This is a genomic window from Mesorhizobium sp. M9A.F.Ca.ET.002.03.1.2, from assembly GCF_003952365.1.
GTDB lineage: Bacteria > Pseudomonadota > Alphaproteobacteria > Rhizobiales > Rhizobiaceae > Mesorhizobium.
Map to the genome: position 1 here is coordinate 2,843,451 of NZ_CP034443.1, position 26,339 is coordinate 2,869,789.

Genomic DNA, 26,339 nt, shown 5'->3' on the forward strand with positions numbered 1-26,339 from the left:
ATGGATAACTCCGCCGGCGGCGCCATCGCGCAGCCCGACACTTACGGGCGGCCTCACTTAGCCGCCGTCGACTCCCGCGTTCGCGAACTGCTTCTAAGACAGGAGCGCCAGGAGCGGACAACTCTCAAACTGATCGCCTCCGAGAACTTTGCCTCCTCGGCGGTGTTGGAAGCGACCGGGTCGATTTTCACCAACAAGTATGCCGAGGGATACCCCGGTGCGCGCTACTACGCCGGAAACGAGATCGTCGATGAGCTTGAGACCCTCGCGATCGAGCGCCTGAAAGCGCTATTTGGCAGTGAACACGCCAACGTCCAGCCTTATTCAGGCTCGCCAGCCAACCAGGCTGTCTATCGCGCGCTTTTGAGCCCCCGTGACAAAGTGATGGGCTTGCCTTTACCCGAAGGCGGCCATCTGACTCACGGTTGGTCCGTCAATTTTTCCGGCAGCGATTATCAGCGCGTCCCGTACAGGCTGCACGAAAAGACACAGCAAATTGACTATGACCACTTGCGCGAGACCGCCAAGCGGGAACGCCCGAAGCTAATTTGGGTCGGCGGAACTGCTTATCCGCGTATTTTTGACTACGCGGCAATGGCCGAAATTGCTTCGGAGGTGAACTCGTATCTGGTGGCTGACATCGCCCACATCAGCGGCCTGGTTGTCGCAGGAGTGCATCCGAACCCCGTGCCCCATTGCGATGTGGTCACCAGCACCTCTCACAAGTCGATCCGCGGTCCCCGGGGTGGCTTCATTTTATCAAGGAATGAAGACCGTTATCAGCCCCTCCATCATCCGAAGAGCAAACACAATCTGGCCAAACGTATAGACCGCGCCGTGTTCCCTCTTCTGCAAGGCGGACCGCATATGAATACTATCGCCGCGCTTGCCGTCGCTTTGCAGGAAGCAGCGAACTCGTCCTTTCGTGTCTACGGTCAGCAGATCGTCCACAACGCCAAGGCTCTGGCCCAGGCGCTTCTGGAGCGAGGTTATGAACTCGTCACCGGGGGCACTGACAATCACATGCTGATCCTTGATCTTCGGGACCGGCCGCTGTCAGGCAAAGCCTATGCGGAGCGCTTATCGCGTGCAGGCATCATTGCGAATTTCAATATGGTCCCGGGCGACCGGCGGCATCCGGCGCTGACAAGCGGCATCCGCTTAGGGACGCCAGCGGTGACGTCCATGGGCATGCGCGAAACGGAGATGGTGCAGATCGCCGCTTTCATCGACTCGGTCTGCCGCCAGCCCGATGACCAGGAAGTTCATGCGAGCGTACGAAGAGACGTTGCCGACTTCTGCACTGCGTTCGATGTTCCCGGCATCCCCGACCGATAAGCCACCCCAATCCAGAAACTCCTCACTAACTCCAGCACTTGAAGCGAGGGCATTTTTATGACCAGGCAGTTCGTGTTCTCTTCCGAATCCGTCGGCGCGGGACACCCCGATAAGATGGCAGACAACATCTCCGATGCCATTCTCGATGCGGTCCTGCGCACCGATCCGAAGGCGCGCGTCGCCTGTGAAGTGTTGGTGAAGACGGGGATGGTCGTTGTGGCTGGCGAGATCACCAGCCATGCCCACATCGATTACAGCCAAGTCGCCCGCGATACGATACTCGATATTGGCTACGACGATGATGCGATTGGCTTTGATGGTCGACGTTGCGCCGTCGTTCTGGCCCTCACCGAGCAGTCGCCCGACATAAGCCAGGGCGTTGATGAAGGACGAGGGCAGGATCTCGGGCAGGGGGCAGGGGATCAGGGCATCATGTTTGGATTCGCATGCAACGAGACGGATACATTGATGCCCCTGCCGATCCAACTCGCTCACCATTTGACGAAAAGACAGGCCGAGGTCCGGAAAGCGGGACAGCTTGGCTGGCTGCGTCCGGACGTGAAATCTCAAGTGTCCGTACGCTACGAAGGGCTCCGCCCGGTGGCGCTGGATACCATAGTCCTGTCGACGCAGCATGACGAAGCGGTCTCACAAGCCACGGTCCGCGAAGGCGTCATTGAGGAGATCATAAAACCGGTCCTGCCGGCCCACCTGGATACTTCGGGGATCAGATTTCTGGTCAACCCAACAGGGCGGTTCGTGGTCGGTGGGCCTGCCGGCGACTGCGGCCTCACAGGACGGAAGATCATCGTCGATTCCTACGGTGGGACCGGGCGTCACGGCGGCGGTGCCTTTTCGGGCAAGGACCCATCCAAGGTTGACCGCTCGGCGGCCTATGCCGCCCGGTATGTCGCGAAGAACATCGTTGCCAGCGGCCTTGCGGAGGTCTGCGAGGTTCAGCTTGCCTACGCGATCGGCGTGGCCAGTCCGGTTTCTGTCATGGTCAATACTTTCGGAACCGCAAGGATCGAGGAAAAAAGGATCGAGCGCCTTGTTCTCGAGGTTTTCAATCTCCGACCGAAAGGCATCATCAAGATGCTTGATCTCTTACGCCCGATATACCGCAAGACGGCGACATACGGACACTTCGGGCGTGAAGAGCCTGAGTTCACCTGGGAGAAGACGGACAAAGCTGACGATTTGCTGCGTGAAGCAGGACCGGCAGCTGCGTGAGGGCGGCTGGATCAAGCGCATGCGGCAACCCATTTCAACTCGCGAGACCACGCCCGGCCGGCATGGCAAGAAGCCGGCTCGGGTTTTTGGCGGAGATTTTGATGCGGATTATGACGTGCTCTGCATCGGTAATGCCATTGTCGACATCATCGCCCAGTGCGACGAGGCATTCCTCGAGACCAACGGCATCATCAAGGGAGCGATGAACCTCATCGACACAAGGCGCGCCGAGCTGCTCTACAGCCGCATGGGTCCGGCGATCGAGGCCTCCGGCGGCAGCGCCGGCAACACGGCGGCCGGCGTCGCCAGCTTTGGCGGCCGCGCCGCCTTCTTCGGCAAGGTCTCCAACGATGCGCTGGGCGAAATCTACGCCCACGACATCCATGCGCAAGGCGTCGCCTTCGACACCACGCCGCTCAAGGGTGAACCGCCGACGGCGCGCTCGATGATCTTCGTCACGCCCGACGGCGAGCGCTCGATGAACACCTATCTCGGCGCCTGCGTCGAGCTCGGGCCTGAGGATGTCGAGGCGGACAAGGCCTCTGGCGCCAAGGTCACCTATTTCGAAGGCTATCTGTGGGATCCGCCGCGCGCCAAGGAAGCAATCCGCCAGACGGCGATGCTGGCGCACGCGGCAGGCCGCGAAGTGTCGATGACCCTGTCGGATTCGTTCTGCGTCGACCGCTACCGCGACGAGTTCCTCGAGCTGATGCGTTCGGGTACCGTCGACATCGTCTTTGCCAACAGCCACGAGATCAAATCGCTTTACCAGACGGCGTCGTTCGACGAAGCGCTGGCGCAGATTCGCAAGGATTGCCGCATCGCCGCCGTGACCCGATCGGAAAAAGGCTCGGTGATCGTGCGCGGCGACGAGACCGTGGTGATCAAGGCGACCGCCATCAAGGAGCTGATCGACACGACGGGCGCCGGCGATCTCTATGCCGCCGGCTTCCTGCATGGCTACACGCAAGGCCGTGACTTGCAGACCTGCGGCGACCTTGGCTCACTGGCAGCCGGATTGGTGATCCAGCAGATCGGCCCCAGGCCCCGTCAGAATTTGCGCCGCGAGGCCGAGCAGGCGGGGCTGACCATTCCGGACGTTCAAACGAGTTAGTGGCCTACCTTCCCGTTGTGCAGGCTATCTCGCCAGAAGCGCAATCACGGAATAGGGAAATCCTGATGTCGAACATGATGAAGGCGCTTGTGAAGGCCAAGGCCGAACCGGGCATCTGGATGGAAGAGGTGCCGGTGCCGGAAATCGGCCCCAACGACGTGCTGATCAAGATCAAGAAGACGGCGATCTGCGGCACCGACGTGCACATCTACAATTGGGACCAGTGGGCGCAGAAGACGGTGCCGGTGCCGATGGTGACGGGCCATGAATTCGTCGGCACCGTTGCCGATTTCGGCGCAGCGGTCACCGAATACAAGGTCGGCCAGCGTGTATCGGGCGAAGGCCACATCGTCTGCGGCCATTGCCGCAACTGTCGCGCCGGGCGAGGGCATCTGTGCCGCAACACACTCGGCGTCGGCGTCAACCGTCCGGGCGCGTTCGGCGAGTATCTGGCGATCCCGCAGCACAATGTCGTGCCGATCCCCGACGATGTGCCCGATGAGATTGCCGCGATCTTCGATCCCTTGGGCAATGCCGTCCACACCGCATTGTCCTTCGATCTGGTCGGCGAGGACGTGCTGGTGACTGGCGCCGGGCCGATCGGCATCATGGGCGCGCTCGTCGCCCAATGCGTCGGTGCGCGCAAAGTGGTCATCACTGACATCAACCCGGTGCGGCTGGCACTGGCGAAAAAGCTCGGCGTCCAGCATGTCGTCGACGCCTCGAAGGAAAAGCTGCGCGACGTCATGCCGGCGCTCGGCATGACCGAGGGGTTTGACGTCGGCCTCGAAATGTCGGGCGCAGCCCCCGCCTTCCGCGACATGATCGATACCATGAACAATGGCGGCAAGATCGCCATTCTGGGCATTGCGCCGACCGGCTTCGAGATCGACTGGAACAAGGTCATCTTCAAGATGCTGCATCTCAAGGGCATCTACGGCCGCGAGATGTTCGAGACCTGGTACAAGATGATCGCGCTGGTGCAGGGTCCTCTCGACGTGTCGGGCCTGATCACACACCGCATCGGGGTCGATGACTACCTCGACGGTTTCGAGGCGATGAAGAGCGGCAATTCGGGGAAGGTGGTGATGGATTGGTAGGGATTGCCTTGGCCGCTCTTCAGGAAAAGCTGACGGGACAGCACCCCTCTGGTCCGCCGGACATCTTCCAACGAGGGGAACATGGCTGGGTGGAGAGCTATGGCTCCGCTAGGTGCGCCCCCTAATCATGATACGGCGACGTATCGCGGCCCATCCGATAACGGTCGATGGTGGCAATTCGCCTCAGCCGATGACGGAAATCCGGTGAACGGATGCTCACAGGCCCCCACGCGATCGTCTATTTCCTAAGATCTGCGATTGAGGTCGAGGTGTTGCCGCCGTTTCAGCGGGTAAGATGCGTTAGACGACTTCCGGTACCTTTCCGGTCAGCGAATTAACGAAGGCAACGAGCCGCATTGGACAGGTCGTGCCATTCCGGTTCGGGGGAAGTATGGCGCGGCTCAGCATGGCGACACGGTCGGAACTGAAGCGGCGATCGTGGAGCGTTATCGCGGCGTTGACAAGCGGCGCATTCTGAATGAGTTCGGGGCGGTAATCGGCTATTATCGCAAGCGCGCGCGATCCGTCTTATGAACCGTCGTGAGCAGAGGCCGTCTGCGAGCAAGAGCCGCAGCCGCTGTTACGGCAGCGATGTCCGCGAGGCGCTCATCGTGTTGTGGGAGGCTTCGGAGCGGCTGAGGTCCGCATCGTCGCTCGCGGCGGCCAGCGCCGCCGGGCAGGAATGAGTTCGGCAGTTCGCCGCTCGGTGCAAGCCCGCACCTCGGCGATTGGAAAGATCCGCCGCCCGGCTTTGTTGAGCGCATTCGGGCACGTCTTGGTCGGGGAGCTTCGTGCAGACGATGGTGCTGACCGAAATTGCCACCGGCTGGACCGAATGCATTCCGGTCCGCACGCGCAACAGCGGCAATGTGATCATGGCGATCAAGCAGGCCCGCTCGCGGTTTCCCTGACCCTGTGCTGCTGTTTGCCGGCATCCGCCCGCACAGGAAGAGCTTGGAAAGCGGTCGATCGTCGTGGCCTGAATGCGGAAATCGAGGAGCCGTTGGTCGTCGATCTCCAGCCTGAACGCGGTCGTTTCCTGGTGCCGCAAATCGGCTGTTGCATACACATCCCTGTCAGACGTCAGTTTTCCTCGCCCATTTTGGTGTCGAGATGCGAAGTGCTCTTTTGGACCAGCAAGGCTTTTTGGAAATCTGAGAGCGGCTTTCCGCGGGGCGCTCCATTTTTGAGCATCAAGCTACCACAGCCAATGACGCGCAGGTTCCACCAGACTCGCCAGCCTTGAAGGACAGCGAAATAGCAGAGCACGACAGACACAACAATCCATCAGGAAGCCGCAGTCGTTGAAGATGCGGCGCTGCATCCATACCGTGGATGCATTCGATCCAAATAATCGATTTGTTCAATCAGTTTCTCGAAAGCTAACCCTACCCTCTGTGGGAATCGGGCTCTGGGCCGCGACGCTGCCTTGCGAGCGCAGGGGCTGCACGTAGGAGAGATGATGCAACGAGAAATCGCACGCGGGTTGCTGGCGTCGTGGGTTCGCCGACCGGCGTATTTGAGCCCGTCAGTTGGTCCTCACCCGCGCCTATTGCCACCGAGCGACTTGCATGTCCCTCCAACTCGGACCTGTTCCGAGAGATGCGACGAGTTGTGCGCCGTGTGCTCCGATCAGATGGCCGCCGGTGACGCGTCTCTCTTCGATAGGAGATGAAATGCGAACGCTGCTCGTGGATCATCATGCGGATCTTGCGCGCGCCATGCGACTTGCGCTCGGGGATGGCGGCTTCGTCGTTGATGTCGTTGGTACTCTGGAACTGGCCTCGAGTGCATTTTCTTGCGCCAGCTATGAAATTCTCCTGCTGGAATTGGCTCTGCCAGATGGCGATGGCTTGGGTTGGCTGAGGCAGTTGAGGACCCACGGGCATTCAGTTCCTGCCGTCATTATGAGCAGCCTTAACGATCTCGATAAGCGAATTGCGATCTTCAACGGTGGTGCGGACGACTTTCTGCTCAAACCCGTCTCTACCGATGAGCTTATCGCCAGAATGAGAGCCATTCTGCGCCGGGCGTCACAGATGACCGACCTGAGGCTCGTATTTGGCAATCTCAACTTCGATCCGGTCGCCCGGCAGGTTTTCGTTGCTGGGCACCCAATGATGATCGCACGTCGCGAACTCTGTATTCTAGAGCATCTGCTTAACCGGGCAGGCCGCATCGTGCCCCGTGCGCAGTTGGAAGATCACCTCTATTCGTTCAACGACGACGTGTCTGCCAACGCGCTTGAAGTCGGAATCTATCGTTTACGTGGACATCTGACCAGATCAGGTGCAACGCCACGGATCAAGACCATCCGTGGCATTGGCTACATTCTAGAATTGACTGACGCGTCATCCGCATAGTTTGTCGAATCGAAAGAAGATCTATTTTGCTGATCCTTCAACATCCTTGCCCTGCGCTCAATTGGCGGGCGATCGCCATCAAGGTTCCGAGACCTGCAGTGCCCCGTTACCTGGGCCATCTCCTCTGCGCGCTTATTGTGACTTTCCCACTTGGTGTCGCGGCGCAAAACAAGCAGGACAAAGGCGCGCCGCGTGCGGCTTCGAATAGCATCAATGCCACGCTGACCCTTTCCTCTTCGCTCGGGGAGACCGTTCATCTGCCCGCGCCAGCCACGACCATCTTTGTTGCTGACCCGACGATCGCGGATTTTCAGGCACCATCGAGCAAAACAATCTTCGTCTTTGGCAAGAAATCGGGGCGGACCAGCCTATTCGCCTTGGACGGCAACGGCGAGCCTCTCGCCGAATTGCGTATCGTTGTCACGCAACCGATCGGGGATTTACGCGCCATGTTGCGGGAGCAGGTCGGCGACTATCCCATCCGCGTCAACTATACGCCGCGCGGCGCAATCCTTAGCGGGACGGCGCCCGACGCAGAGGTCGCCGACACCGCAAAAAGAGTCACTGAGCAATATCTGGGCGACGGAGCGCAAGTCGTCAACAACATCAAGGTCGCTGGATCCCTGCAAGTTAACCTCAGCGTGCGCGTAGCCGAAGTCTCACGCAGCGCCATGAAGTCACTTGGCGTCAACCTGTCCGCCTTCGGTCAAATCGGCAATTTCAAAGTGGGCGTTCTAAGCGGAAGCGGTGCAAGCGCTGGATCTGGTTCAACCCAGGGTGGCGGTACAGCAGAAATCGGATTCGACAACGGTGTCGTCAACGTCAGCGCGGTTCTCGACGCGCTCGCCAAGGAGCATATAGCTTCCGTCCTGGCTGAGCCGAACCTCACCGCTATGTCGGGTGAAAAAGCCAGCTTTCTAGCTGGCGGCGAATTTCCCATTCCTGTCCTGCAGGAAAACAGGCAGGTATCGGTTGAATTCCGTCACTTCGGCGTCAGTCTGGAATTTGTGCCGACAGTTCTCAGCAACAATCAAATCAACATTCACGTAACGCCCGAAGTCAGTGAACTGTCGACGCAAGGTGCCGTGCAAATCAACGGAATTTCCGTGCCGGCAGTTTCCACGCGCCGAGCCGATACGGTCGTCGAACTCGCCAGTGGGCAGAGCTTCGCAATCGGCGGTCTAATCAGGCGGAACGTCAACAATGATGTCAGGGCCTTTCCCTGGCTCGGAGAAATGCCGATCCTGGGACCGCTTTTTCGCTCGTCCTCGTTTCAAAAAGAGGAGTCAGAACTGGTCATTCTAGTTACGCCTTACATTGTAAGACCAGGCTCCAACCCAAACCAGATGAGCGCACCTACGGAGCGGGCGGCACCGGCTTTGAACGGAGGGGGCGCTCCGACGAATTCCGTGGCAAGTCCCCCGCGAGACCGCGCTGCTATCCGTGCGGGCGCGCCAAGCGCCCAGGGCGGTCTCGGCTTCATCATCGAATAGTGTCGTCCAATGATGTTGCGTTTTATAGTCCTCTTTGTCGCTCTGGCACCAAGCGTAAGTGGCTGCACAAGCACTACGCCAGTTGATGTCGAACCATCGGCATCAATGCTTGTCCGAGAGGAGACCACCCTCCTGACGTTGCAAAGCCTGCGCGCTTCCGAACGGCAGCGTTTGCGTGATTTCCTAAACAAGGCCAGTCGCGGCCGATTCGATGCCCTCCACCTCCTCATCAGCGGTTCGCCCCAGCTCAGCGCAGGGGTAGCCCATCAGGCCAGGCAGTTGGCAATCGAAGCAGACAACATTCAATTGCTCGATCAACACGACGCCGGCTCAGTGCGAATTGAGGCGATTGTCTATCACGCCCGTCCGCCGGTCTGTCCCTCATATGGTGCCTTACCCAATGAAGAATCCTTCAAACAGCCGCTTGGTTGTTCGACAGGATTTAACCTGGCCGTGATGGTCAACGATCCGCGCGATCTGCTCGACAATCAGGCCGTCAAGTCCGGCGATGGCGATCGTGCTTCTGTACCAGTTGCCACTTACAGAACGTTCGGGACGGATAAAGGTGGCTGATACCGGCCCTTATCTTGGCAGCACTCCTACCGGAGATTGAAAGCTTCCAATCTCGTCCTGATCTAAAATCAAAGGAACCGCTGGATGCAATATAGGCGCGATATCGCGGGCCTTAGGGCTGTTGCTGTACTTCCGGTCGTACTCTTTCATTTCGGAATTTCGGCGATCCCGGGTGGCTTTAGCGGGGTTGATATCTTCTTCGTCATCTCCGGCTACCTTATCAGCGGAAGCCTCTTGGATGACCTTGAACGCGGCCAATTTTCGATCGTCAACTTCTACTGGCGCCGTGCCCGGCGCATTCTGCCGGCTCTCGTCTTTGTGATGCTTCTCACCTGCATTGCCGCATTGTTCATTCTTCTGCCATCGGATCTGCGCGAATTCGGTCTTAGCATCATAGCTGCCTCGACCTTCTGGTCGAACGTTTTTTTCTGGAAAACGTCAAGTTACTTCTCGATCGATGCCGCGCTTCGACCACTGTTGCACACCTGGTCGCTTTCCGTAGAGGAGCAGTACTACATCTTCGCCCCAATCCTGATGTTCCTAATCTATCGCTACATCGGGAAGCGCTGGCTGACGACACTTCTTCCGATAATTCTCTGCAGCTTCGTAATGGCGGTGATGGCGACATCGCTGGCGCCCACCGCCGGATTCTATCTGCTGCCGACCCGAATCTGGGAACTCATGTTGGGCGCCCTGCTCATGCTCAAACGCCCCCCGCCGTTGGGCAACAGATTCCTGATGGAGTCGGTGGGGTTGGCCGGATTTGGCCTTCTCGCCATCGGGTTCTTCGCGCTTTCGGAGAGCGACCCGTTCCCAGGCTACAACGCCTTGTATCCATGCATCGGAACGGCCCTTCTGATCTATGTTGGCCAAAATTCCCCCTCGACGGTCGCCAGCCGCATGCTCGAAGTCCGGCCGCTGGTCTGGATTGGGCTCATCTCGTATTCTTTGTATCTTGTTCACTGGCCGCTCAATGCGTTCGCGCATTATCTTTCGTTCCAAAAACTCGATCCTTTGATGACCGGTGCGATGTTGGTAGCAAGCCTCGCATTGGCTGCATTCTCCTGGAAGTTTGTAGAGCAGCCGTTTCGACAGAAGAGGGCCTTCACCGCCCCGGGGCCTATCTTTGCCTTTTCAGCGCTCGCGATCGTTGTTCTTTGTGCCGGCGGAGCGGCGGGGGCGCTCGGCAACGGCTTTCCGCAACGGTTTCCGGACTATGTCCAGCGGCGCATTTCCGTCGGGGACTGGAGGAATGGCATCTGTTTCAACGAGGGCACCAGCCGGATCGAAAGCTGGAATATGGAGGATTGCACGCGCACTCGCGGTTTTCCAACAACGGTTTTTTTGTGGGGCGACTCCTTCGCCGCGCACTATGTTTCCGGCCTGGGTGCTAACATAAATCGGTTGCAGGCGAACATCGTGGAATATACGTACGCCGGCTGCCCGCCGATACTCTCTTACTACTCTTACGCTCGTCTTGATTGTGTCCGGTTCAATCGCAAGGCCTTGGACATCATCTTGGAAGCGGACATCAAGACGGTTATCCTCAGCGGTAAATGGAGTGACTATGAGGTCAGAGGCTTCGACGGTCTTCAGCAAACAATCGATACGCTTCGTGCCCTGGGCGTGCGCGTGTTTGTCATCGGCCAGTCTCCGCAGTTCCCAACTGACGTCCGGAAAATTGCGTTCTTCGCCAAGCGCCAAAATCTGGACGATACGTCCTGGCCGATGGCGATGGACCCCGGCATCAACGAACGTGTGCGCTCATTTACCAAAGGCGCCACATTCATCGATCCGCTGAAATTCCTGTGCAGCGCAGGACGCTGCCCCTATTCCGACAGAGGAGAGTTTATGTATTTCGACTATGGTCATTTCTCTTCAGCCGGCGCCACACTGGCAATCTCGAAATACTGGCCGGCTTTTGGCAAAGACAATGCTCTTCCTAAGACGAAGTAGCGGGTCAGACGGCTGACAAGCACCAGTGCGGGTCCCTGTGATTGCTCCTGCTTCGGCAGCAGCCGCGACGATGGAGCTGTTCAGGTTTAAGGCCACCCGATAGCGACCTAGGATGGGTGCTGCCACGCGGATCGGACTAAGCGTGCATTATCACGTAAATGTTGAGAGAATGAATGGCGCCGCGAAGGGCAATTCCAGCCATCCACAGCGACAGGCGTGTCGCGGTCCCGACATAGCAGTGGCACTTACCTGACACGGCCTCACACTGCCCTCTAAACGGCCCCGAATTTGAACTGACCACCCCTGGCCGGTTCATTGGGCAGGTCAAGGGCTAGGCTGTATTACACAGGGCTCACCCCTTTCAGTCTCAAGTTGGTACGATGGGCCGTGGACGGTCGATGCAGACTTCAAGGATGGCGAAAGAAGCTCTCTATGCGTGCGTTGTCGAGGCAAGTGCCTTTGCCAGAGATGCTCGCGGCTGGAGAGATTTCAAAATGAGCGTTGGAAGCGGAGAATGCCGCCGACGCTGTTCGGCTTGCTCGTGCCCTTGACGGTGGTAGGGTCGGCAGGGCCGACGCCAAAGTTGCCGTAGCGGTCGTAATCGACCTCGGCTGTGACCGTGAAGCCAGGAACGACCATATAGACGACGTTTGCAGCCAAACCAGAATTCTTGAGCTGATCACTCGAGACCTGAAAGTTGAACGAAGTTTTCTCGTCAAACTCGTAGGTGGCGCCCGCCCAGAAAGCCCACTGGCCGTTCCAGATTTTGTACGAGCCGCGCACATGATTGGCGATTGCGCCGTTTGAGTCCTCGTTGAGACTGCCATTGGAACCGTAGCCGAACAGTCCAAACAGCGACAGCTGGTTTGTGACAGCGACGTCGACACGGATCTTGCCGGCCAAAGCTTCGTAGTTGCTGTCATAAGCCGCGACGCCGGTGATCGAGCCCCAGCCTTGCGTGTATTTCAAGCCGGCGACAACGTGCGGAATATAGCTGTCGATAGTACCGGCTGAGCCCGATCCTTGTTCGAGCGAAATCACGGTCGAAATGCCGTTGCCGGCGTCGAAGTAGTACTGAGCCACGTTGGTGTCGAAGCCGGCCGACCGAACGAGCATACTATCGAGAACGTTGCCAGCGTAGCTTACAAACGTATCGAAGGCCGACCCGTCCTTGCCAACTCGCAGGCCCCCCAGCTCGACCCAGGCAGAAGCCAGTGCGAGGCCGCTGTTGAAACCATAGTTCTGAGGACTGTCACGCGAGTTAGCGCTATTGCCAAAATTCACGTGGGTTTCGGTATAGGTCGTCAACGCGCCGAGCTCGGTCTGCTGGCCGCTCCAAGTTTTGAACGTGAAGCGTGTGTTGTTTCGCCAAGTGCCTTGGTCCTCGCCAGTTCTCACATCCGAGGTTCTTGCGCTGTCATACGATCGGACATCACCCAGGCCGATATCATAACGGACATAGCCGCCGATGCGCAGGCAGGTCTCGGTGTTGGGAATATAGAAATACCCCGAGCCGAGGACGTCGCAGATCTTGATGTACTCGGCCGGTTCCCGCTCGGCGCCAGCTGCTCGAACGACGGAGGCGGCGATCAGAGCAGTTAAGCCGAGAAGACGAATCTTGATGTACATGTCTAGATCTCCATGAAGGAATAAAAAGGATAGAGGCGTAAGAGCAAGCTTTACTCTAAATTTTGTGCGTGTTGTCTCCAATTTGTGGACGTAAAAGCGCTTGACATGGGAGGTTATCCAGCGTAAAAGCCACATGTACTTAGAATAGTGTTTTCTGCTAGGAGATTCATTATCGTTTATATGTGAAACACTCCGGTCAGACCGCTGCAGCCTCGGAATAGAGCAGCAAGCGACATGCCAACCTGAAGCGTAGATGCGGCCGACACCAAAATTGGGCCGACGCGCCTTCGTCTCGCTGGAATCACTTTTTTTGAGGGTCACTGCGAAAAGCAATGTGCGACACGGTTCGCCATGTTCGATATGTGACAGTCTCGTTTAACAGCGACGGCTTCCCGTCTGACCGCAACGGAGGCCGCTTCATGCGCTACCGAGAAGGATTACTGCGCGCGTGCGGTCCGCAAGGGCTGCGCCAGGAACAGAGGGCGTCCACGTCCGATGTGTCGCATGGTGGCCGAAGCACCTTTTCGCCGCTGTAAGTTCGCCGTGCAGGTACATTGCGCGGCCGATAGCGAGAAGGGATCGCACCCTGAAACGGTTGCCTAGGGCTCGCCTCGAGTAATTGGCGATGAACAGCATTCTCGAGAACTTAGTCTCGACGGAAAGAGCAACGAAAGGAAGCCGCTTGGACGAGCACGATCCGAAGGAAGAACTGATCGAGACCATTTTCCGCAACGGCACAATCACTGCCGTGGGTATCCTGCTTGCCTTTTCGCTCGGCTTCCTCACTCATTGGGCGGCGAACCCCTTGCCATGGCAACTCTACGATCTGTTCGCCGTAGTGCCGATCCTGCTCGGCATCGCACTGCAGATGAGAGCGCTGTCCATGCTGCTCGACATGAGTTCCTTGCGCCGCCCCATCTACGAACGCGCCAATCGCATTTTCATGGTCGGCCTCATCCAGACCGCGTGTGGCGTCGGGATGGCGATCTTGGTCGATCTTTTCGGGATATCGGTAGGGGGCACGCTGCCCGGCGCTTGACGACAAGCCACACCGCCGCTCATCGCTCGAAGCGACGTCAAGCTGGGGAGCCTTGTGCACCCCCTAGCGGCGCCTTCCTTTCATCAAATGAGCGGACGTCAGCTTTAGAGCGTCTCGGTGGCTAAAGCCGGTATGGTTTTTCGGCCGGCAGGGAAGGCCGCTGGCTGGACCTGGATGGCGTCTGACCGAGGCTTGACAGGTGCGTTGCGACGTTTGGCGTCGGACATGAATTTCGCATTGCAAAGTTCTTCCGCAGACGCCTCAAGCACACTGCATCGGCGTCACGTACTCAAACGTTGAATGCGGCACCGCACCATCACCTCAGGCGGACCATGGCACGCGCGCTCGGTTGATACCGTCCTGTCCAAGCGAGACTGCGACATCGCCGCCTCCGCCTTGAAAACGCGGAGAAAGCGGGACGCACTGACTTAGGTCAGAGACAGGACGAGCGCGCAACGAAACAATGATGGATCAGCGACGTGGGACGACAGCTCCTTGCACACCTCAATCCTGACAAAGTACCGGGACCCCCGGCCGCCTTGGTATACCATCTATCCGACTGTGCCAGACTTCTCTGCGGCGGTTGGTGCTGACGATTATGAGGAATGGCTGGGGGGCCTCCCGGCCGACGAATCGGTGTCGCTCTATTTCCACATTCCGTTTTGCCGATCCATGTGCTGGTATTGCGGCTTCCCTACCGCCGTCACCCGTCGCAACGGCCCGATCCTTAATTATTTGGCGTGCTGCGTCAGGAGATCAGTTTGGTGTCGGAGCAAGTTCGGCAAGGGCTGCCGGTGAGCGATGTGCATTTCGGCGGCGGAACGCCTCACCTTATCGGGCCAGCCGAGCACTTGGCGCTGATGGAATTTCTACGCCGCCACTTCGCTTTCAGCAAAACTGCTGCGATCGCCGTGGAGATCGATCCCCGAACGTTCACACCGGAAATGGCCGAACCCTTGGCAGCTACCGGTGTCAACCGCGCGAGCATCGGCGTGCAGAGCTTTGATCCCGATGTGCAAAAGGCGATCAATCGGATCCAGAGTAAGGTGCAGACGGCCGCTGCCGTCGAAAATCTCCGCCGGCATGGCGTTGGCCATATCAACTTCGATCTCATCTTCGGTCTCCCGAAACAGACTGTGCAGTCCTGCATCCAGACCGCGATGGCTGCGGTCGCCATGCGCTCCAACCGGTTTGCGGTGTTCGGCTACGCGCATATTCCTTCCGTGATAAAGAATCAGCGCCTAATCGAGCAGGCAGGTCTACCGGACGGCGATGTTCGCGCCGAACAGGCTGCAGCTGTCGCCGAGACACTGGTTGGCGCCGGCTACCGGGAGATCGGGCTCGATCATTTCGCTCTGCCGGACGACGAACTCGCGCTAGCGCAGAAGACCGGGCGCCTGCGGCGTAATTCGCTGGGATACTCGGCCGATACTTGCAAAACCGTGATCGGCTTCGGCGCGTCGGCTATTGGCCGAGTCGGCGAGGGGTACGTTCAGAACGAAGTAACACGGGATTCTTACGCCCGGCACATCGCAAGTGGACGTCTGGCGACATCAAAGGGCCACCGGCTGACCGACGATGACCGGGTGCGCGCAGCAATCATCGAGCGACTGATGTGCGATTTGGAGGCCGACGTGCCGACCATCTGTGCCGCCCACGAAATCGAACCAGCTCGTTTTCTCGATTCAGTTGAGCGTTTGGTGACGCTGGCTGAGGAGGGGATCGTGGACGTCGAAAACGGCTTCATCCGCGTGCGGCCGGAGCACCGCTTTGTTGTTCGCGCCGTTGCTGCTGCATTCGATGCTTTTCTCGCGAATCGATGAGTTGAGGCCACGACTCCGAAGGCATCAGACCTTGTTTGGCGCTCGTCGGCATGGGCTCTCGCAGAAGACTCCGCAAGCGCATGCAGGGGACTCCACTTGACGCCGCGTTCATCATCATCTCGCCTGGGTGCGCTCGATCGCACAACTCGGAGCACGCTGCTCTCGGCGTGAGGCTGTGCTCTGCAAAGCACCGGTGATCCACCCTGTCCCTGGATAGCAGCTTGATGGCGTCATCTTGGAGGACGAGAAAAGATTGTCGAGGTACGGGTACGAATTGCCTCGGTCGTTCGTTCAATCGAAAGCACTGTCTGCGGAGGCACCTCTCCTTCATGCAGTGACAGGAGATGCTGGCCGACTTCCTTATCTGCTGCGGTGAGTCGATGATTTAGGCGGAGAAAGTCCATCCAGGTGGGGGTGCGGAATGTCTCCGTCCAAAGTGACGGTGTTTGCAGATTTCGCTGGAGCGTCCAGTTTCGTGCACCGGCACGGCTCTGGACGTGTCGCCGCGTGCGCATGTAGCCCAGAAAGGCCTCGATATTTTCCTCCGATATCAAATACTCGACCTTGGCCACGATAGGGCCACTTCTGGGTTTCAGATCGAGAGCCACGTCCGGCGGATGAAAAACTGAACTTTCTTGATCCGTTTCTTCCCAGGGACGGACCGGCAACACGATCCCCGCTGCTGCAACCAGCAACAGAGCGCCCGCGGCGCCCTCCAATGCTGAGGTCAAGGAATAGTTTTGCGCGACAGAACCCCAGATCCAGCTGCCAGCAGCCATACCGCCTGCGCTCAAGGCGTAGTAAATGGAGAGCGTGCGGCCTACAACCCACCTTGGGCTTGCCAACTGCACCGACACGTCAATGCCCGTCCAGGTGATAAGCCAACCCGCTCCGCCGAGCGCCAGCGAAATGGCCGCCACAGGAACCGACGATGTCAGGGCAAGGGAGAGGCAACAGACTGCACAAGCCACAGAGGCGAAGGCCACCAGCCTGTTTTGAGACGTGACCTTCCTCAAGAAGCCGTTGCCCATGCCCGCGATGAAAGCACCCATGCCGAAGCCGGCCAATAAGATACCGTAGACAATTGGCCCACTCTTCAACTGATCCCGGACGACGAGAGGGAGCAACGCCAGAATGGAGATGCTTGCCAATCCGAAAAGAGCTGCTCGGGCGGTCGCTGCCCTGATCTCCAAAGACATCGCCGTAAAGCGCACTCCGTCATGAATTGCCGTCGTCATTCTCTCATGAGGGAGAGGCGAAGAGCGGACCTCCCATTTGGTGCGCCATATCGCGCTTATAGGCGCCAGATCACTCACCGCAGCCAAGGCGAAAGCGGCCAGCGGCCCAAAGACGGCCAGGATCACGCCCCCTAAGGCCGGACCAACGCTGCGCACAATGTTGTATCCGACGGACATAAGCGTCACTGCGGCCGGAATGTCGCGTTTGTGAAGGATATCGCCGACCGAAGCGTGCCAGGCCGGATCATTCAAGGCAAAGCCGCAGCCGGCCAGGAAACCTAACCCGAGAATCAGCCAAGGACTGACAAATCCCAGACCCACAGAAATCATCAGCGTCATCGACGCCGATGCTATCAGGCAGTGTCCCGCAAACATCACCCACCGGCGGCTGAAGTTGTCGGCAATGGCTCCGGCGAAAACTGAGAGGAAGAACACCGGCAGTGTGGATGCGGCCTGGACGAGAGCCACCATAAGGTCGGACGCTGAAATCGTTGCCATAAGCCAACTGATGGCGACCGTTTGCACTAGCCAACCGAGGCTGGAAATCTGGGTGGCCGTCCAAATTGAGCGAAACACCTTGTTTCGAAATGGGGCGAGCGTCTTTGAAACGGGCGGTTGAGGATTTTCGCTCTGCATGAGGTTTTGCTGGCCTTCGATGAGCGCTGCGATTTGAGCAAGTGGGTCGATACTTAGACATCGCGGAGCACCGCACGGAACCCAGCTCTATGGAGCTTGCCGGCGACTATTTGCGTATTGAGCCATTCTCATAGTCTCATTCATGAGCAGTCCTATGCGCAAGCGTTGCTTTGCTAAATTCCCACGACAAGCGCGCCGCCGCTGAGACCCGCACCCGCTGCCGCCAAGAGGACTTTCTCGCCAGGCCGAAACGGCTGCGCCCGATGGGCGAGCGACAACGAGAGCGGGATCGTCGCGGCGGAAGAGTTGCCATATTCGGCGATCGTCTTGACCATCGAGTGATCTGTGATGCCGAGGTTCCTGCCGACCGCGTCGAAAATGCGAGCATTGGCCTGATGCGGCACGAAACGATCGAGGTCTTGCGGCCTCAGTCGGGCAGCAGTGAGCGCATCTCTCGAGCAGGCGGTCATCATCTCCACGGCCTTGGCGAACACTTCGCGGCCATCGGTGATCGTCATCCGGGTCTGCTCGAGGTCGAGGCCGCCATGGAACGGATTGTTGCTTCCACCGGCAGGAATCTGGATCAGCCCGTAACGCGAGCCGTCCGAATCCACCGAAGCGCCGAGAATGCCTCGATCCGGGTCATCGCACGGACCGATCACCACCGCGCCGGCGGCATCGGCAAACAGCACGGCGCTGGCGCGCTCGGCCGGATTGATGCGGCGGCTGAGGATGTTGGCGGCAATGACAAGGCTCGCTTTGCCATGCAGGCGAGTGAACCCGTCGGCGAACATCAGCGCATAGATGAAGCCGGCGCAAGCGCCGGTCAGGTCGATCGCGCCGGCGCGACCTAGTCCCAGCCGATGTGCGACCAGGGGCGCGCTTGGCGGCAGAAGATGATCGGGTGTGGAGGTAGCGAGCAACAGCAGGCCGATGTCGCCGCGGTCGATACCGGCATTGGTCAGCGCCATGTCGCCGGCGTGCGCGGCAAGGGCCGACAGCGTGTCTTCGTCCGCTGCCCAGAAGCGCGACCGTATCCCGGTGCGCCGCTCGATCCAGCCGGGTTCAAGCCCGAGACGATCTTCGATTTCCGGATTCTCCACCTTGCGCGCGGGCGCATGATGGCCAAGCCCGAGAATGCGCGATGATCGGCTCATGGCTTTGAGCCGAAGCGTTCGCCGGCCTCCTCGATGGCGTCATAGAGCCCATCCAACTCGTTGCCGGTAATGCAATAGGGCGGCAGAAGGTACAGGACATTGCCGAGCGGGCGCACGAGCAGGCCGCGCTCAAGAAAAAAAGCGCGCAGTTTTGGCCCGATCTCGGCCAGATAACCGGCTGAGCCGGTGCGTAGGTCGAGTGCCGCGATGGTGCCGGTTGTCCGGCAATCGGTGAAGCGAGGGTTGTCGCGAAAGCGTCGAAGCCCGGCGGCCTGTCGCTCGCTCAAGGCCGCGATCCGATCGGCCACCGGCTCGTCGTGCCAGATCTCGACATTGGCAAGTGCCGCCGCGCATGCAATCGGATTGGCGGTGTAGGAGCTCGAATGGAAAAACGTCTTCTTGCGATCCTCGGAATAGTGAGCCTGGAAGATGGCATCGGTGGCGATCGTGGCGGCCAGCGGGATGGTACCACCGGTCAGACCTTTCGAGGTGCACAGGATGTCCGGCGAGACGGACGCCTGTTCGCAGGCGAACATGGTTCCGGTGCGCCCCCAGCCGGTCATCACTTCATCGGCGATCAGCAGCGTGCCGGCGGCCTCAGTGATCCTCTTCAATTCGGTCAGAACCCAGGCCGGATACATGAGCATGCCGCCGGCGCCGAGCACGAGCGGCTCGACGATCAGCGCGGCGGCGCGCCGGTCGCGGGAGAGTGCCTCGAACCGATCCAGCGTTTCCTGCTCGCGCCCGGCGGCCGGGAAGGGGATGGTGTCGACCTCGAACAGCAAGGGCTCGTAGGCGGCGTTGAACACGCCACGGGCGCCGACGCTCATCGCCCCGATCGTGTCACCATGATAGCTGTGCTCCATGACGACGATGCGCGAACGCGGCGCGCCGATGTTGCGGAAATAGCCGAGCGCCATCTTCAGCGCGACTTCGATTGAGGTCGAGCCACTGTCGGAATAGAACACCCGGTCAAGGCCGGCGGGTGCGAGGCCGACAAGCGCCTCGGCCAGGCGCTCGGCCGGCTCGTGGGTAAAGCCCGCGAAGATGATCTGGTCGAGGTTCGACGCGGTCGTCTCGATGGCCTTCATGATGCGGGGGTGGCGGTGGCCATGAGTGACGACCCACCAGGAAGAAATCGCATCCAGGATGCGGGAGCCGTCGGCCTTGTGGAGATAGGCGCCTTCAGTCAGCACGATTTCAGGGATCGAGGGCTCTAGCGCGTGCTGCGTGAACGGATGCCAGACTCGAGACTGCGCCATCAGTCGCCTCCGGCAATCATGGCCAGGTCGAAGCCGGAAATCATTGCATCTCTCAACGTTTCACCCGTCAGCGGACCGAGGTGCGGCAGCCTGCCGAGCTGCGGCACGCCGCCGAATTCCACGATTGTCCTTTGCGTATCGGCCACCTCTTCGCCCATGAAGGCAATGCCGATGAGCGGGATGGAGCGGGCTCTCAGGGCCTCGATCGACAACAGCGTATGATTGATGGTGCCGAGCGCGGTGCGGGCGCACAGTATGACCGGCAGCCGCCATTGTTCGAATATGTCAATGAACCTTGTCTGTCGATTGAGCGGCACCATCAGCCCGCCGGCGCCTTCGATGACGAGCGGTGTCGGCAGGACCGGAAATGAAAGATCGTCGGCCTCGATCGCGACGCCGTCGATTTCGGCTGATCGATGCGGCGACAGCGGCATCGTCAGTCGATAGACTTCGGGCAGCACGCGTCCGTCGGGCAAGCCGGAAAGCCGGGCGACGACCTCGCTGTCAGTCTCCTCGTCGAGGCCCGATTGCACCGGCTTCCAGTAGAAGCCGTCGAGCAGCCCGGCAAGTCCGGCCGAAAATACTGTCTTGCCAATTCCGGTGTCTGTTCCGGTGACGACGATGCGTTTGGTCATGCTGTGGCCAACACCTCAACGAGAGCCTCGACCATGGCGGAAATGTCGGTCTCGTCGACGTTGAGCGTCAGCGAAATGCGCAGGCGCGATGTGCCCTCGGGCACCGTCGGCGGACGTATGCCGCGTATGTCGAAGCCGCGTGCCTGCAGGGCCGCCGCCACCGCCATGGTGCGCCCAACGTCGCCGATGACAAATGGCTGGATCTGCGAGCCGCTGGGTACGACGCCGCAGCGCTCGGCCAATTGGCGGCCGGCGCAGGCAACGCGTTCCTGCAGCTGAGCGCGGCGCATGGGCTCGTCGGACAGAATAGTCAGCGCTTCGCGCGCCGCGACCGCCATCAGCGGCGAGGGCGCGGTGGCGTAGATGAACGGCCGGCACCGGTTGACGAGATAATCGCACAGTGTCCTCGGCCCGGTGACGAGTGCACCGGATGCGCCGAGCGCCTTGCCGCATGAGTGGAGCGTGACGATGTTGTCGCGGCCTTGGCACGCGGCGGCCAGTCCCCGGCCGTCCGGTCCCCAGATGCCGGTGGCATGCGCTTCATCGACGACGATGAATGCCTGGTGCCGATCGGCCATCGCGACCAGGCTCTCCATCGGCGCGCGGTCGCCATCCATGCTGTAAAGGCTTTCGACGGCGATCCACACGCGCCCCGTGCCGCCTTCGGCGCGCCAGCGGGTGATTGCGTCCTCGACAGCGTCGACGTCGTTGTGCGCGGCCAGCTTGAACTCGGCGCGCCCGGCCTGCGCGCCCTCATGCATGCTGGCATGGGCGAGTTCGTCGAGGACCAGCAGGTCGCCTTTCTGCGGCAGCGCGGTCAACAGGGCGAAGTTGGCGATGTAGCCGCTGCCAAAGAACAGCGCACGGTCGGCGCCGAAGAATGCCGCGGCGTCCGCCTCCAGTTGCTCATGTTCCGGTGCGTTGCCGCGCAACAGCCGCGACCCGGTGGCGCCAACCGGCGTGCCCCGCGCAATCGCCGCCGCAACCGCTTCGCCAAGTCTTTTGGAGGCGGCAAGTCCGAGATAGTCGTTCGACGAGAAGTCGAGACCGGCGCGCGGTGCGAGCGTCCGCAACCGGTCCTTGCGCGCCAGTCCGCGCAAGGATGCGTCATAGCGGGCAAGAATTGCCTCGTTCATTGCGTGGCGAGTTCCATCGGCTCGATGCCGAGACGCTGGAACAGAAGGCTATCCTTGTCCTCGCCGGGATTGTCCGCCGTCAGCAGCGTGTCGCCGACAAAGATCGAGTTAGCGCCGGCAAAGAAGCACAACGCCTGCGTTTCGTCGCTCATCGCCGTCCTGCCGGCGGACAGCCTTACACAGGATTTCGGCATCATCACCCGCGCGAGCGCAACGATGCGGACGAAATCGATCGGATCGATGGCGTCGGCCGCGGCAAGCGGCGTGCCTTCGATGGGAATAAGCATGTTGATCGGCACGCTTTCCGGCGGCTCGGGCAGGTTCGCGAGCGTGACCAGCATGTCGATGCGATCGGTCTTTTCTTCTCCCATCCCGACGATGCCGCCGCAGCAGACTTTCATCCCAACCGCGCGCACGTGCCCAAGCGTTTCCAGCCGGTCGGCAAAAGTCCTGGTTGAAATAACCTCGCCATAGTAGCGCTCAGAGGTATCGATGTTGTGGTTATAGTAGTCGAGACCGGCCTGCTTCAGGCGAGCAGCTTGCTCAAGATCGAGCATGCCGAGCGTCATGCAGGTCTCCATGCCGAGCGCCTTGACGCCCTCGATCATGGCGACCACAACGTCCATGTCGCGCTCCTTGGGACTTCGCCACGCTGCGCCCATGCAATAGCGCGTTGCGCCGCCATCACGCGCCTTGGCCGCTTCGTCGATGACATGCTTGACGTTCATCAGCTTCGACGCCTTCACCCCGGTTTCGTAATGCGCAGACTGGCTGCAATAGCCGCAATCTTCGGGGCAGCCGCCGGTCTTGATGCTAAGGAGCCGCGACAGCTGCACTCGGTTTCGATCGAAGTTCTGGCGGTGGATCGTCTGAGCTAGGAACAGCAGATCGTTGAATGGCATGCCGTAGATGGCCTCAGCCTCTTTGCGGTTCCATCGCGGAGGCGTTCCATCGACCGATTGCATGGTCTGGTTCACGTCGAACTCCGAGTTCATTCCAACCGTCATCGTCAAACCTTTGTTGCTAGTCCGGTACGCCTTCAGGAGTCTGTCGACCGGCAAGCTCGGTCCGACTTGGCTTTGGAGCGCACTCGCTAAAAGGCGAGCTGCGGCACGTCTTTCCACCGCCTTCCTACGCCTGCCGAGCTGATGTTGCTCCTCATGCCGTAATCCTCAGTTCAAATGCTTGCAGATGTTCTGGTGGTCCGGCATGTCCAGGCCGATGTCGAGGATCGGGGCGCTGTGCGTCAGCCATCCCATGGAGATGAGATCGACACCGGTCGCCGCAATCGCCGCCGCCGTTTTCGGCGTCACCCGACCGGAAGCCTCGGTGATCGTACGGCCACCCACTATAGAAACCGCGCGGGCAAGATCCTCGACCGACATATTGTCGAGCAGCACCGCGTCAACACCAATCGCGAGCGCTGCATCGAGCTGCTTCAGCGTGTCGACCTCAACCTCGACCTTCACCATATGCCCTGCGGCGGCGCGCGCCCGCTCTATTGCTGTGCGGATATCGCCGGCGATCGCGATGTGATTGTCCTTTATGAGCACGCCGTCATCGAGGCCGAAGCGGTGATTGGCACCGCCGCCGACGCGCACGGCGTATTTTTCCAATACCCGCAGGCCGGGCGTCGTCTTTCGCGTCGATACGATCCTCGCCTTGTGACCGCGCACGGCCTCAACCATCGCCGCTGTGGCAGTGGCAATGCCGCTCAGCCGGCATAAGAAATTGAGGGCAGTGCGTTCGGCCGTGAGCAGGCCTCGCGCGGGTCCGGACAATCTTGCAATGGTTTCCCCGGCCCCGACATCGCTGCCATCAGGGCGCCAGATCTGGATGTTGATCGCCGGTTCCACGAGCAGGAAGGCGTACGAGACCAGATCGAGCCCGGCAACGACGCCCGCCTGCCTCGATCTGAGCACCAACGTGGCAGTGCAATCATGCGGGATAACCGCATCGCTGGTCAGGTCGCCGCATCTGCCCAGGTCTTCGAGGAGCGCACCGCGCACAATCGGTTCGATCAGGGTCGCGGGGAGGGGGGAGAATGAAATCACATCAGGTGCTCCGTATGGTAGCCCGGCAATCGAGTGCGGCCGCGGCCCGCATTGCGCTGTGCAGTGTCAGCCGTGATGGGCGCGCGTCGGCATCGTGGAGCGGGAAATCGGACCGACAGTGCGCGCCTCGACTCTCTTCCCGCCCCAGGGCCGCCACGGCGATCATCAGTGAGACCAAAGCCGGACCAGAGGCAGCGACATTGTCAGCTGCGATCGGCAGCAGGGTCGCCACCGCTTCGCGCATTGCCTCGCCGTCGCGGATGATACCCAGGGCGGCGGAGACAATTGGGCGGACCGCGGAAGCGTCTGGTCGTGGAGGGACGAATGTGGAGCATCTGCGCGGTCGCCGGGTATACGACGTGCCGGCAACGCTTTCGGCAACCCAGCTCGCGGTGACCGCCGCTTCGGTGAGCGAGTTGCTGGCCAGGCGGTTGGCGCCGTGCAGGCCGGTACAGGCGACCTCACCGCAGGCCCACAATCCCTCGATGGAGCTGCGGCCGGCGCTGTCTACGGCGACGCCGCCCATGTGATAATGTGCCGCCGGGCGCACCGGGATCGGGTCGGTCGCGGGGTCGACCCCTGCGCTCCGGCACAATTCGGCGATGCCTGGAAAACGCTTGCCAAATCTCGGGCCGAGACTTTGCCGTGCATCCAGGAATACGCGGCGTCCAACGGCAAGCTGGTGCCAAATGGCGCGCGCTACGACGTCGCGAGGCGCAAGTTCACCGCCAGGTGTGTCAGCGAGGAAGCGCTCTCCTCGCTCATCGATGAGCACCGCGCCTTCGCCACGCACGGCTTCGCTCACCAGCGGCATCGGCCGGCGCGGACCGTCGAGCGCAGTTGGATGGAACTGTATGAATTCCAAGTCGGCGAGTTCCGCCCCCGCCCATGCGGCGAGCGCCAGCCCGTGACCCCATGAGCCAGCGGGGTTTGTCGTGTCGCAAAACAGCCCGCCGACGCCGCCGGTCGCCAGCACCGCGCGACGCGTGGGCAGAGCGAGCGCGCCGGCTCGTCCTGCGGCGACCACGGCGATGACCGACCCGTCCTGCACGACCAGCCGGCGGACCTCCACATTTTCGATAGTGGTGATCGAGGCTGTACGCCGAACCGCGGCGATGAGCACGCGCACCAACTCGCGACCGGTGGCGTCGCCGGCTGCATGCACAATCCGCCGTCGCGAGTGTGCCGCCTCGAGCCCAAGTCGCAACGCGCGGTCAGGGTGCTGGTCGAAGGCGACGCCGAACCTTTGGATCGTCCTAATCGCTTCGGGTGCAGCTCGGACCACTCGCCGCACCGTGGCCTCGTCGCAGAGTCCGTCGCCGGCAGCTATCGTGTCGCAAAGGTGAAAATCCGGGCCGTCGTCGCCGCCGAGACTTGCCGCAAGACCGCCCTGGGCAAGCTCACTGCAGGCTCCGGTTCCAAGCGGCGCGTTGGTCAAAAGCACGACCGGTTCCGGCGCCAGATGAAGCGCCGTCATCAGGCCGGCAATGCCGCCACCGATGACGACCGGCGCCCCGGCGATGTCGCGAACCTCCAGGCTCATAGGGAAAGCATGCGCTCGACCGCGCGGCGGGCGGGGCCGGCAATTTCGGGATCAATCCGGACCTCATGCCGGTTCTGCTCGAGCGCGGCGCGAATGTTGGCCAGGTTGATGCGCTTCATGTGCGGGCACAGGTTGCATGGGCGAACGAACTCGACGTCGGGATGCGCGACCGCGACGTTGTCGCTCATCGAACATTCGGTCAGAAGGACGACACGCGTCGGTTTCTCCCGCTCGACATAATCCGACATCGCTGCGGTCGAGCCGGAGAACTCCGCCTCCGCGACAACGTCTGGTGGGCATTCTGGATGGGCCAGCACGATGACGCCTGGATGGGCATCGCGCAGTTCCCGAATGTCTGCTGCGGTGAAGCGCTCATGCACCTCGCAATGGCCTTTCCAGGCGATGATCTCGACGTCTGTATCGGCTGCCACGTTCCTCGCCAGATATTCGTCCGGCAGCATCAGCACACGCGCCACGCCAAGCGATTCCACCACCGCCTTCGCGTTGCCGGACGTGCAGCAGATGTCGGACTCCGCTTTTACGGCGGCCGAAGTGTTGACGTAAGTAACAACGGGGACCCCCGGATACCGCAGCCGCATTAGCCGCACGTCGTCTGCCGTGATCGATTCGGCCAGCGAGCAGCCGGCGCTGAGATCCGGGATGAGCACGGTCTTGTTCGGATTGAGCAGTTTTGCCGTCTCGGCCATGAAATGAACGCCGGCAACCACGATGATGTCGGCGTCGACCGTCACCGCCTTGTGGGCCAACGCCAGGCTGTCGCCGACGATGTCTGCCACGCAATGAAAAATTTCGGGCGTCTGGTAATTGTGCGCCAGCACCACCGCATTGCGCTCACGCTTCAGCGCTAAGATGGCTTCAATATCGCCGGCGAACGCGAGCCATTCAACGGGAGGGATCACCCGCCGGACACGCTCATACAGGGACGCAGCCATAGGTAACGCCCCAGCCATTGGCGCCTCGATTATATTCGGTTTGACAATAAGGGAATATGTCTAC

Annotated in this window: 20 protein-coding genes and 1 pseudogene; 10 read left to right on the plus strand and 11 right to left on the minus strand. The window is 60.4% G+C overall.

The window, feature by feature from the left end; all coding sequences use genetic code 11:
• The 4 genes from glyA (at position 1) to tdh (ending at position 4,785) form a co-directional block, all read left to right on the plus strand.
• Positions 1-1,338 carry a serine hydroxymethyltransferase gene (glyA, locus tag EJ066_RS13835; protein WP_091595829.1) on the plus strand — a complete coding sequence of 446 codons (1,338 nt, stop codon included), beginning with the start codon at positions 1-3 and terminating at the stop codon, positions 1,336-1,338.
• A gap of 57 nt (positions 1,339-1,395) precedes the next feature.
• Positions 1,396-2,571: a methionine adenosyltransferase gene (gene metK / locus EJ066_RS13840; protein ID WP_063169265.1), complete on the plus strand. Its 1,176-nt coding sequence runs from the start codon at positions 1,396-1,398 to the stop codon at positions 2,569-2,571.
• Between the two features lie 19 nt (positions 2,572-2,590).
• The gene (locus tag EJ066_RS13845; RefSeq protein WP_245316490.1) at positions 2,591-3,685 is read left to right on the plus strand and encodes an adenosine kinase; all 1,095 of its coding nucleotides are present in this window, start codon (positions 2,591-2,593) and stop codon (positions 3,683-3,685) included.
• 65 nt (positions 3,686-3,750) lie between these two features.
• The gene (tdh, locus tag EJ066_RS13850; RefSeq protein WP_091595827.1) at positions 3,751-4,785 is read left to right on the plus strand and encodes an L-threonine 3-dehydrogenase; all 1,035 of its coding nucleotides are present in this window, start codon (positions 3,751-3,753) and stop codon (positions 4,783-4,785) included.
• A gap of 580 nt (positions 4,786-5,365) precedes the next feature.
• Here the strand turns inward: tdh and EJ066_RS31375 are convergent.
• Positions 5,366-5,854: a hypothetical protein gene (locus tag EJ066_RS31375; RefSeq protein WP_164747350.1), complete on the minus strand. Its 489-nt coding sequence runs from the start codon at positions 5,852-5,854 to the stop codon at positions 5,366-5,368.
• Between the two features lie 607 nt (positions 5,855-6,461).
• On the opposite strand from EJ066_RS31375, the gene EJ066_RS13860 reads away from it, so the two are divergent.
• The 4 genes from EJ066_RS13860 to EJ066_RS13875 all read left to right on the plus strand — a co-directional run bounded on the left by EJ066_RS13860 (position 6,462) and on the right by EJ066_RS13875 (position 11,170).
• On the plus strand, positions 6,462-7,148 hold the full coding sequence (locus EJ066_RS13860; protein WP_029354874.1) for a response regulator transcription factor: 687 nt from the start codon (positions 6,462-6,464) through the stop codon (positions 7,146-7,148).
• Between the two features lie 71 nt (positions 7,149-7,219).
• A complete protein-coding gene (locus EJ066_RS13865; RefSeq protein ID WP_051695798.1) occupies positions 7,220-8,641 on the plus strand; it encodes a type II and III secretion system protein family protein in 1,422 nt (473 codons plus the stop codon).
• Positions 8,642-8,653: 12 nt separating this feature from the next.
• Positions 8,654-9,214, plus strand: coding sequence for a CpaD family pilus assembly lipoprotein (locus tag EJ066_RS13870; protein ID WP_236473720.1), 561 nt, complete (start codon positions 8,654-8,656; stop codon positions 9,212-9,214).
• Between the two features lie 84 nt (positions 9,215-9,298).
• Positions 9,299-11,170, plus strand: coding sequence for an acyltransferase family protein (locus tag EJ066_RS13875; protein WP_091595825.1), 1,872 nt, complete (start codon positions 9,299-9,301; stop codon positions 11,168-11,170).
• A gap of 489 nt (positions 11,171-11,659) precedes the next feature.
• Here EJ066_RS13875 and EJ066_RS13880 read toward each other — a convergent pair whose 3' ends face one another.
• Positions 11,660-12,799, minus strand: coding sequence for a porin (locus tag EJ066_RS13880; RefSeq protein WP_091595823.1), 1,140 nt, complete (start codon positions 12,797-12,799; stop codon positions 11,660-11,662).
• A 682-nt stretch (positions 12,800-13,481) separates the two neighbouring features.
• On the opposite strand from EJ066_RS13880, the gene EJ066_RS13885 reads away from it, so the two are divergent.
• The gene (locus tag EJ066_RS13885; RefSeq protein WP_091595902.1) at positions 13,482-13,838 is read left to right on the plus strand and encodes a hypothetical protein; all 357 of its coding nucleotides are present in this window, start codon (positions 13,482-13,484) and stop codon (positions 13,836-13,838) included.
• A 495-nt stretch (positions 13,839-14,333) separates the two neighbouring features.
• Positions 14,334-15,661: pseudogene (gene hemN / locus EJ066_RS13890) on the plus strand (oxygen-independent coproporphyrinogen III oxidase).
• A 230-nt stretch (positions 15,662-15,891) separates the two neighbouring features.
• Here hemN and EJ066_RS13895 read toward each other — a convergent pair.
• The 9 genes from EJ066_RS13895 to nadA form a co-directional block, all read right to left on the minus strand.
• Entirely contained in the window at positions 15,892-17,535 is a 1,644-nt protein-coding gene (locus tag EJ066_RS13895; RefSeq protein WP_126038535.1) for an MFS transporter, read from the minus strand.
• Positions 17,536-17,708: 173 nt separating this feature from the next.
• Positions 17,709-18,692: a beta-ketoacyl-ACP synthase III gene (locus EJ066_RS13900; protein WP_091595821.1), complete on the minus strand. Its 984-nt coding sequence runs from the start codon at positions 18,690-18,692 to the stop codon at positions 17,709-17,711.
• Positions 18,689-19,954 (minus strand): adenosylmethionine--8-amino-7-oxononanoate transaminase, encoded by a 1,266-nt coding sequence (locus EJ066_RS13905; protein ID WP_091595819.1) that lies wholly within the window; start codon positions 19,952-19,954, stop codon positions 18,689-18,691. Before EJ066_RS13905 ends, EJ066_RS13900 begins: the two co-directional genes overlap by 4 nt.
• Positions 19,954-20,589, minus strand: a complete 636-nt coding sequence (gene bioD / locus EJ066_RS13910; RefSeq protein ID WP_029354884.1) for a dethiobiotin synthase — start codon at positions 20,587-20,589, stop codon at positions 19,954-19,956. Before bioD ends, EJ066_RS13905 begins: the two co-directional genes overlap by 1 nt.
• On the minus strand, positions 20,586-21,725 hold the full coding sequence (locus EJ066_RS13915; RefSeq protein WP_091595817.1) for an 8-amino-7-oxononanoate synthase: 1,140 nt from the start codon (positions 21,723-21,725) through the stop codon (positions 20,586-20,588). The genes bioD and EJ066_RS13915 overlap by 4 nt, the downstream gene beginning before the upstream one ends.
• Positions 21,722-22,690, minus strand: a complete 969-nt coding sequence (gene bioB, locus EJ066_RS13920) for a biotin synthase BioB (protein WP_236370746.1) — start codon at positions 22,688-22,690, stop codon at positions 21,722-21,724. Before bioB ends, EJ066_RS13915 begins: the two co-directional genes overlap by 4 nt.
• Positions 22,691-22,897: 207 nt before the next feature.
• Complete coding sequence (gene nadC, locus EJ066_RS13925; protein WP_091595900.1) at positions 22,898-23,776, minus strand: carboxylating nicotinate-nucleotide diphosphorylase; 879 nt, start codon at positions 23,774-23,776, stop codon at positions 22,898-22,900.
• A gap of 4 nt (positions 23,777-23,780) precedes the next feature.
• Entirely contained in the window at positions 23,781-25,322 is a 1,542-nt protein-coding gene (locus EJ066_RS13930; protein WP_029354892.1) for an L-aspartate oxidase, read from the minus strand.
• Entirely contained in the window at positions 25,319-26,293 is a 975-nt protein-coding gene (gene nadA / locus EJ066_RS13935; RefSeq protein WP_029354894.1) for a quinolinate synthase NadA, read from the minus strand. Before nadA ends, EJ066_RS13930 begins: the two co-directional genes overlap by 4 nt.
• Between the last annotated feature and the right edge of the window lie 46 nt (positions 26,294-26,339).

Bases quoted from the DNA above. Each gene is read 5' to 3' on its own strand.
- EJ066_RS13880 (WP_091595823.1), bottom strand. From the start codon at position 12,799: ATGTACATCAAGATTCGTCTTCTCGGCTTAACTGCTCTGATCGCCGCC.
- EJ066_RS13895 (WP_126038535.1), bottom strand. From the start codon at position 17,535: ATGCAGAGCGAAAATCCTCAACCGCCCGTTTCAAAGACGCTCGCCCCA.
- EJ066_RS13915 (WP_091595817.1), bottom strand. From the start codon at position 21,725: ATGAACGAGGCAATTCTTGCCCGCTATGACGCATCCTTGCGCGGACTG.
- bioD (WP_029354884.1), bottom strand. From the start codon at position 20,589: ATGACCAAACGCATCGTCGTCACCGGAACAGACACCGGAATTGGCAAG.
- metK (WP_063169265.1), top strand. From the start codon at position 1,396: ATGACCAGGCAGTTCGTGTTCTCTTCCGAATCCGTCGGCGCGGGACAC.
- EJ066_RS13870 (WP_236473720.1), top strand. From the start codon at position 8,654: ATGTTGCGTTTTATAGTCCTCTTTGTCGCTCTGGCACCAAGCGTAAGT.
- bioB (WP_236370746.1), bottom strand. From the start codon at position 22,690: ATGCAATCGGTCGATGGAACGCCTCCGCGATGGAACCGCAAAGAGGCT.
- EJ066_RS13930 (WP_029354892.1), bottom strand. From the start codon at position 25,322: ATGAGCCTGGAGGTTCGCGACATCGCCGGGGCGCCGGTCGTCATCGGT.
- EJ066_RS13860 (WP_029354874.1), top strand. From the start codon at position 6,462: ATGCGAACGCTGCTCGTGGATCATCATGCGGATCTTGCGCGCGCCATG.
- EJ066_RS13875 (WP_091595825.1), top strand. From the start codon at position 9,299: ATGCAATATAGGCGCGATATCGCGGGCCTTAGGGCTGTTGCTGTACTT.
- EJ066_RS13905 (WP_091595819.1), bottom strand. From the start codon at position 19,954: ATGGCGCAGTCTCGAGTCTGGCATCCGTTCACGCAGCACGCGCTAGAG.
- glyA (WP_091595829.1), top strand. From the start codon at position 1: ATGGATAACTCCGCCGGCGGCGCCATCGCGCAGCCCGACACTTACGGG.
- nadA (WP_029354894.1), bottom strand. From the start codon at position 26,293: ATGGCTGGGGCGTTACCTATGGCTGCGTCCCTGTATGAGCGTGTCCGG.
- EJ066_RS13845 (WP_245316490.1), top strand. From the start codon at position 2,591: ATGCGGCAACCCATTTCAACTCGCGAGACCACGCCCGGCCGGCATGGC.
- tdh (WP_091595827.1), top strand. From the start codon at position 3,751: ATGTCGAACATGATGAAGGCGCTTGTGAAGGCCAAGGCCGAACCGGGC.
- EJ066_RS13900 (WP_091595821.1), bottom strand. From the start codon at position 18,692: ATGAGCCGATCATCGCGCATTCTCGGGCTTGGCCATCATGCGCCCGCG.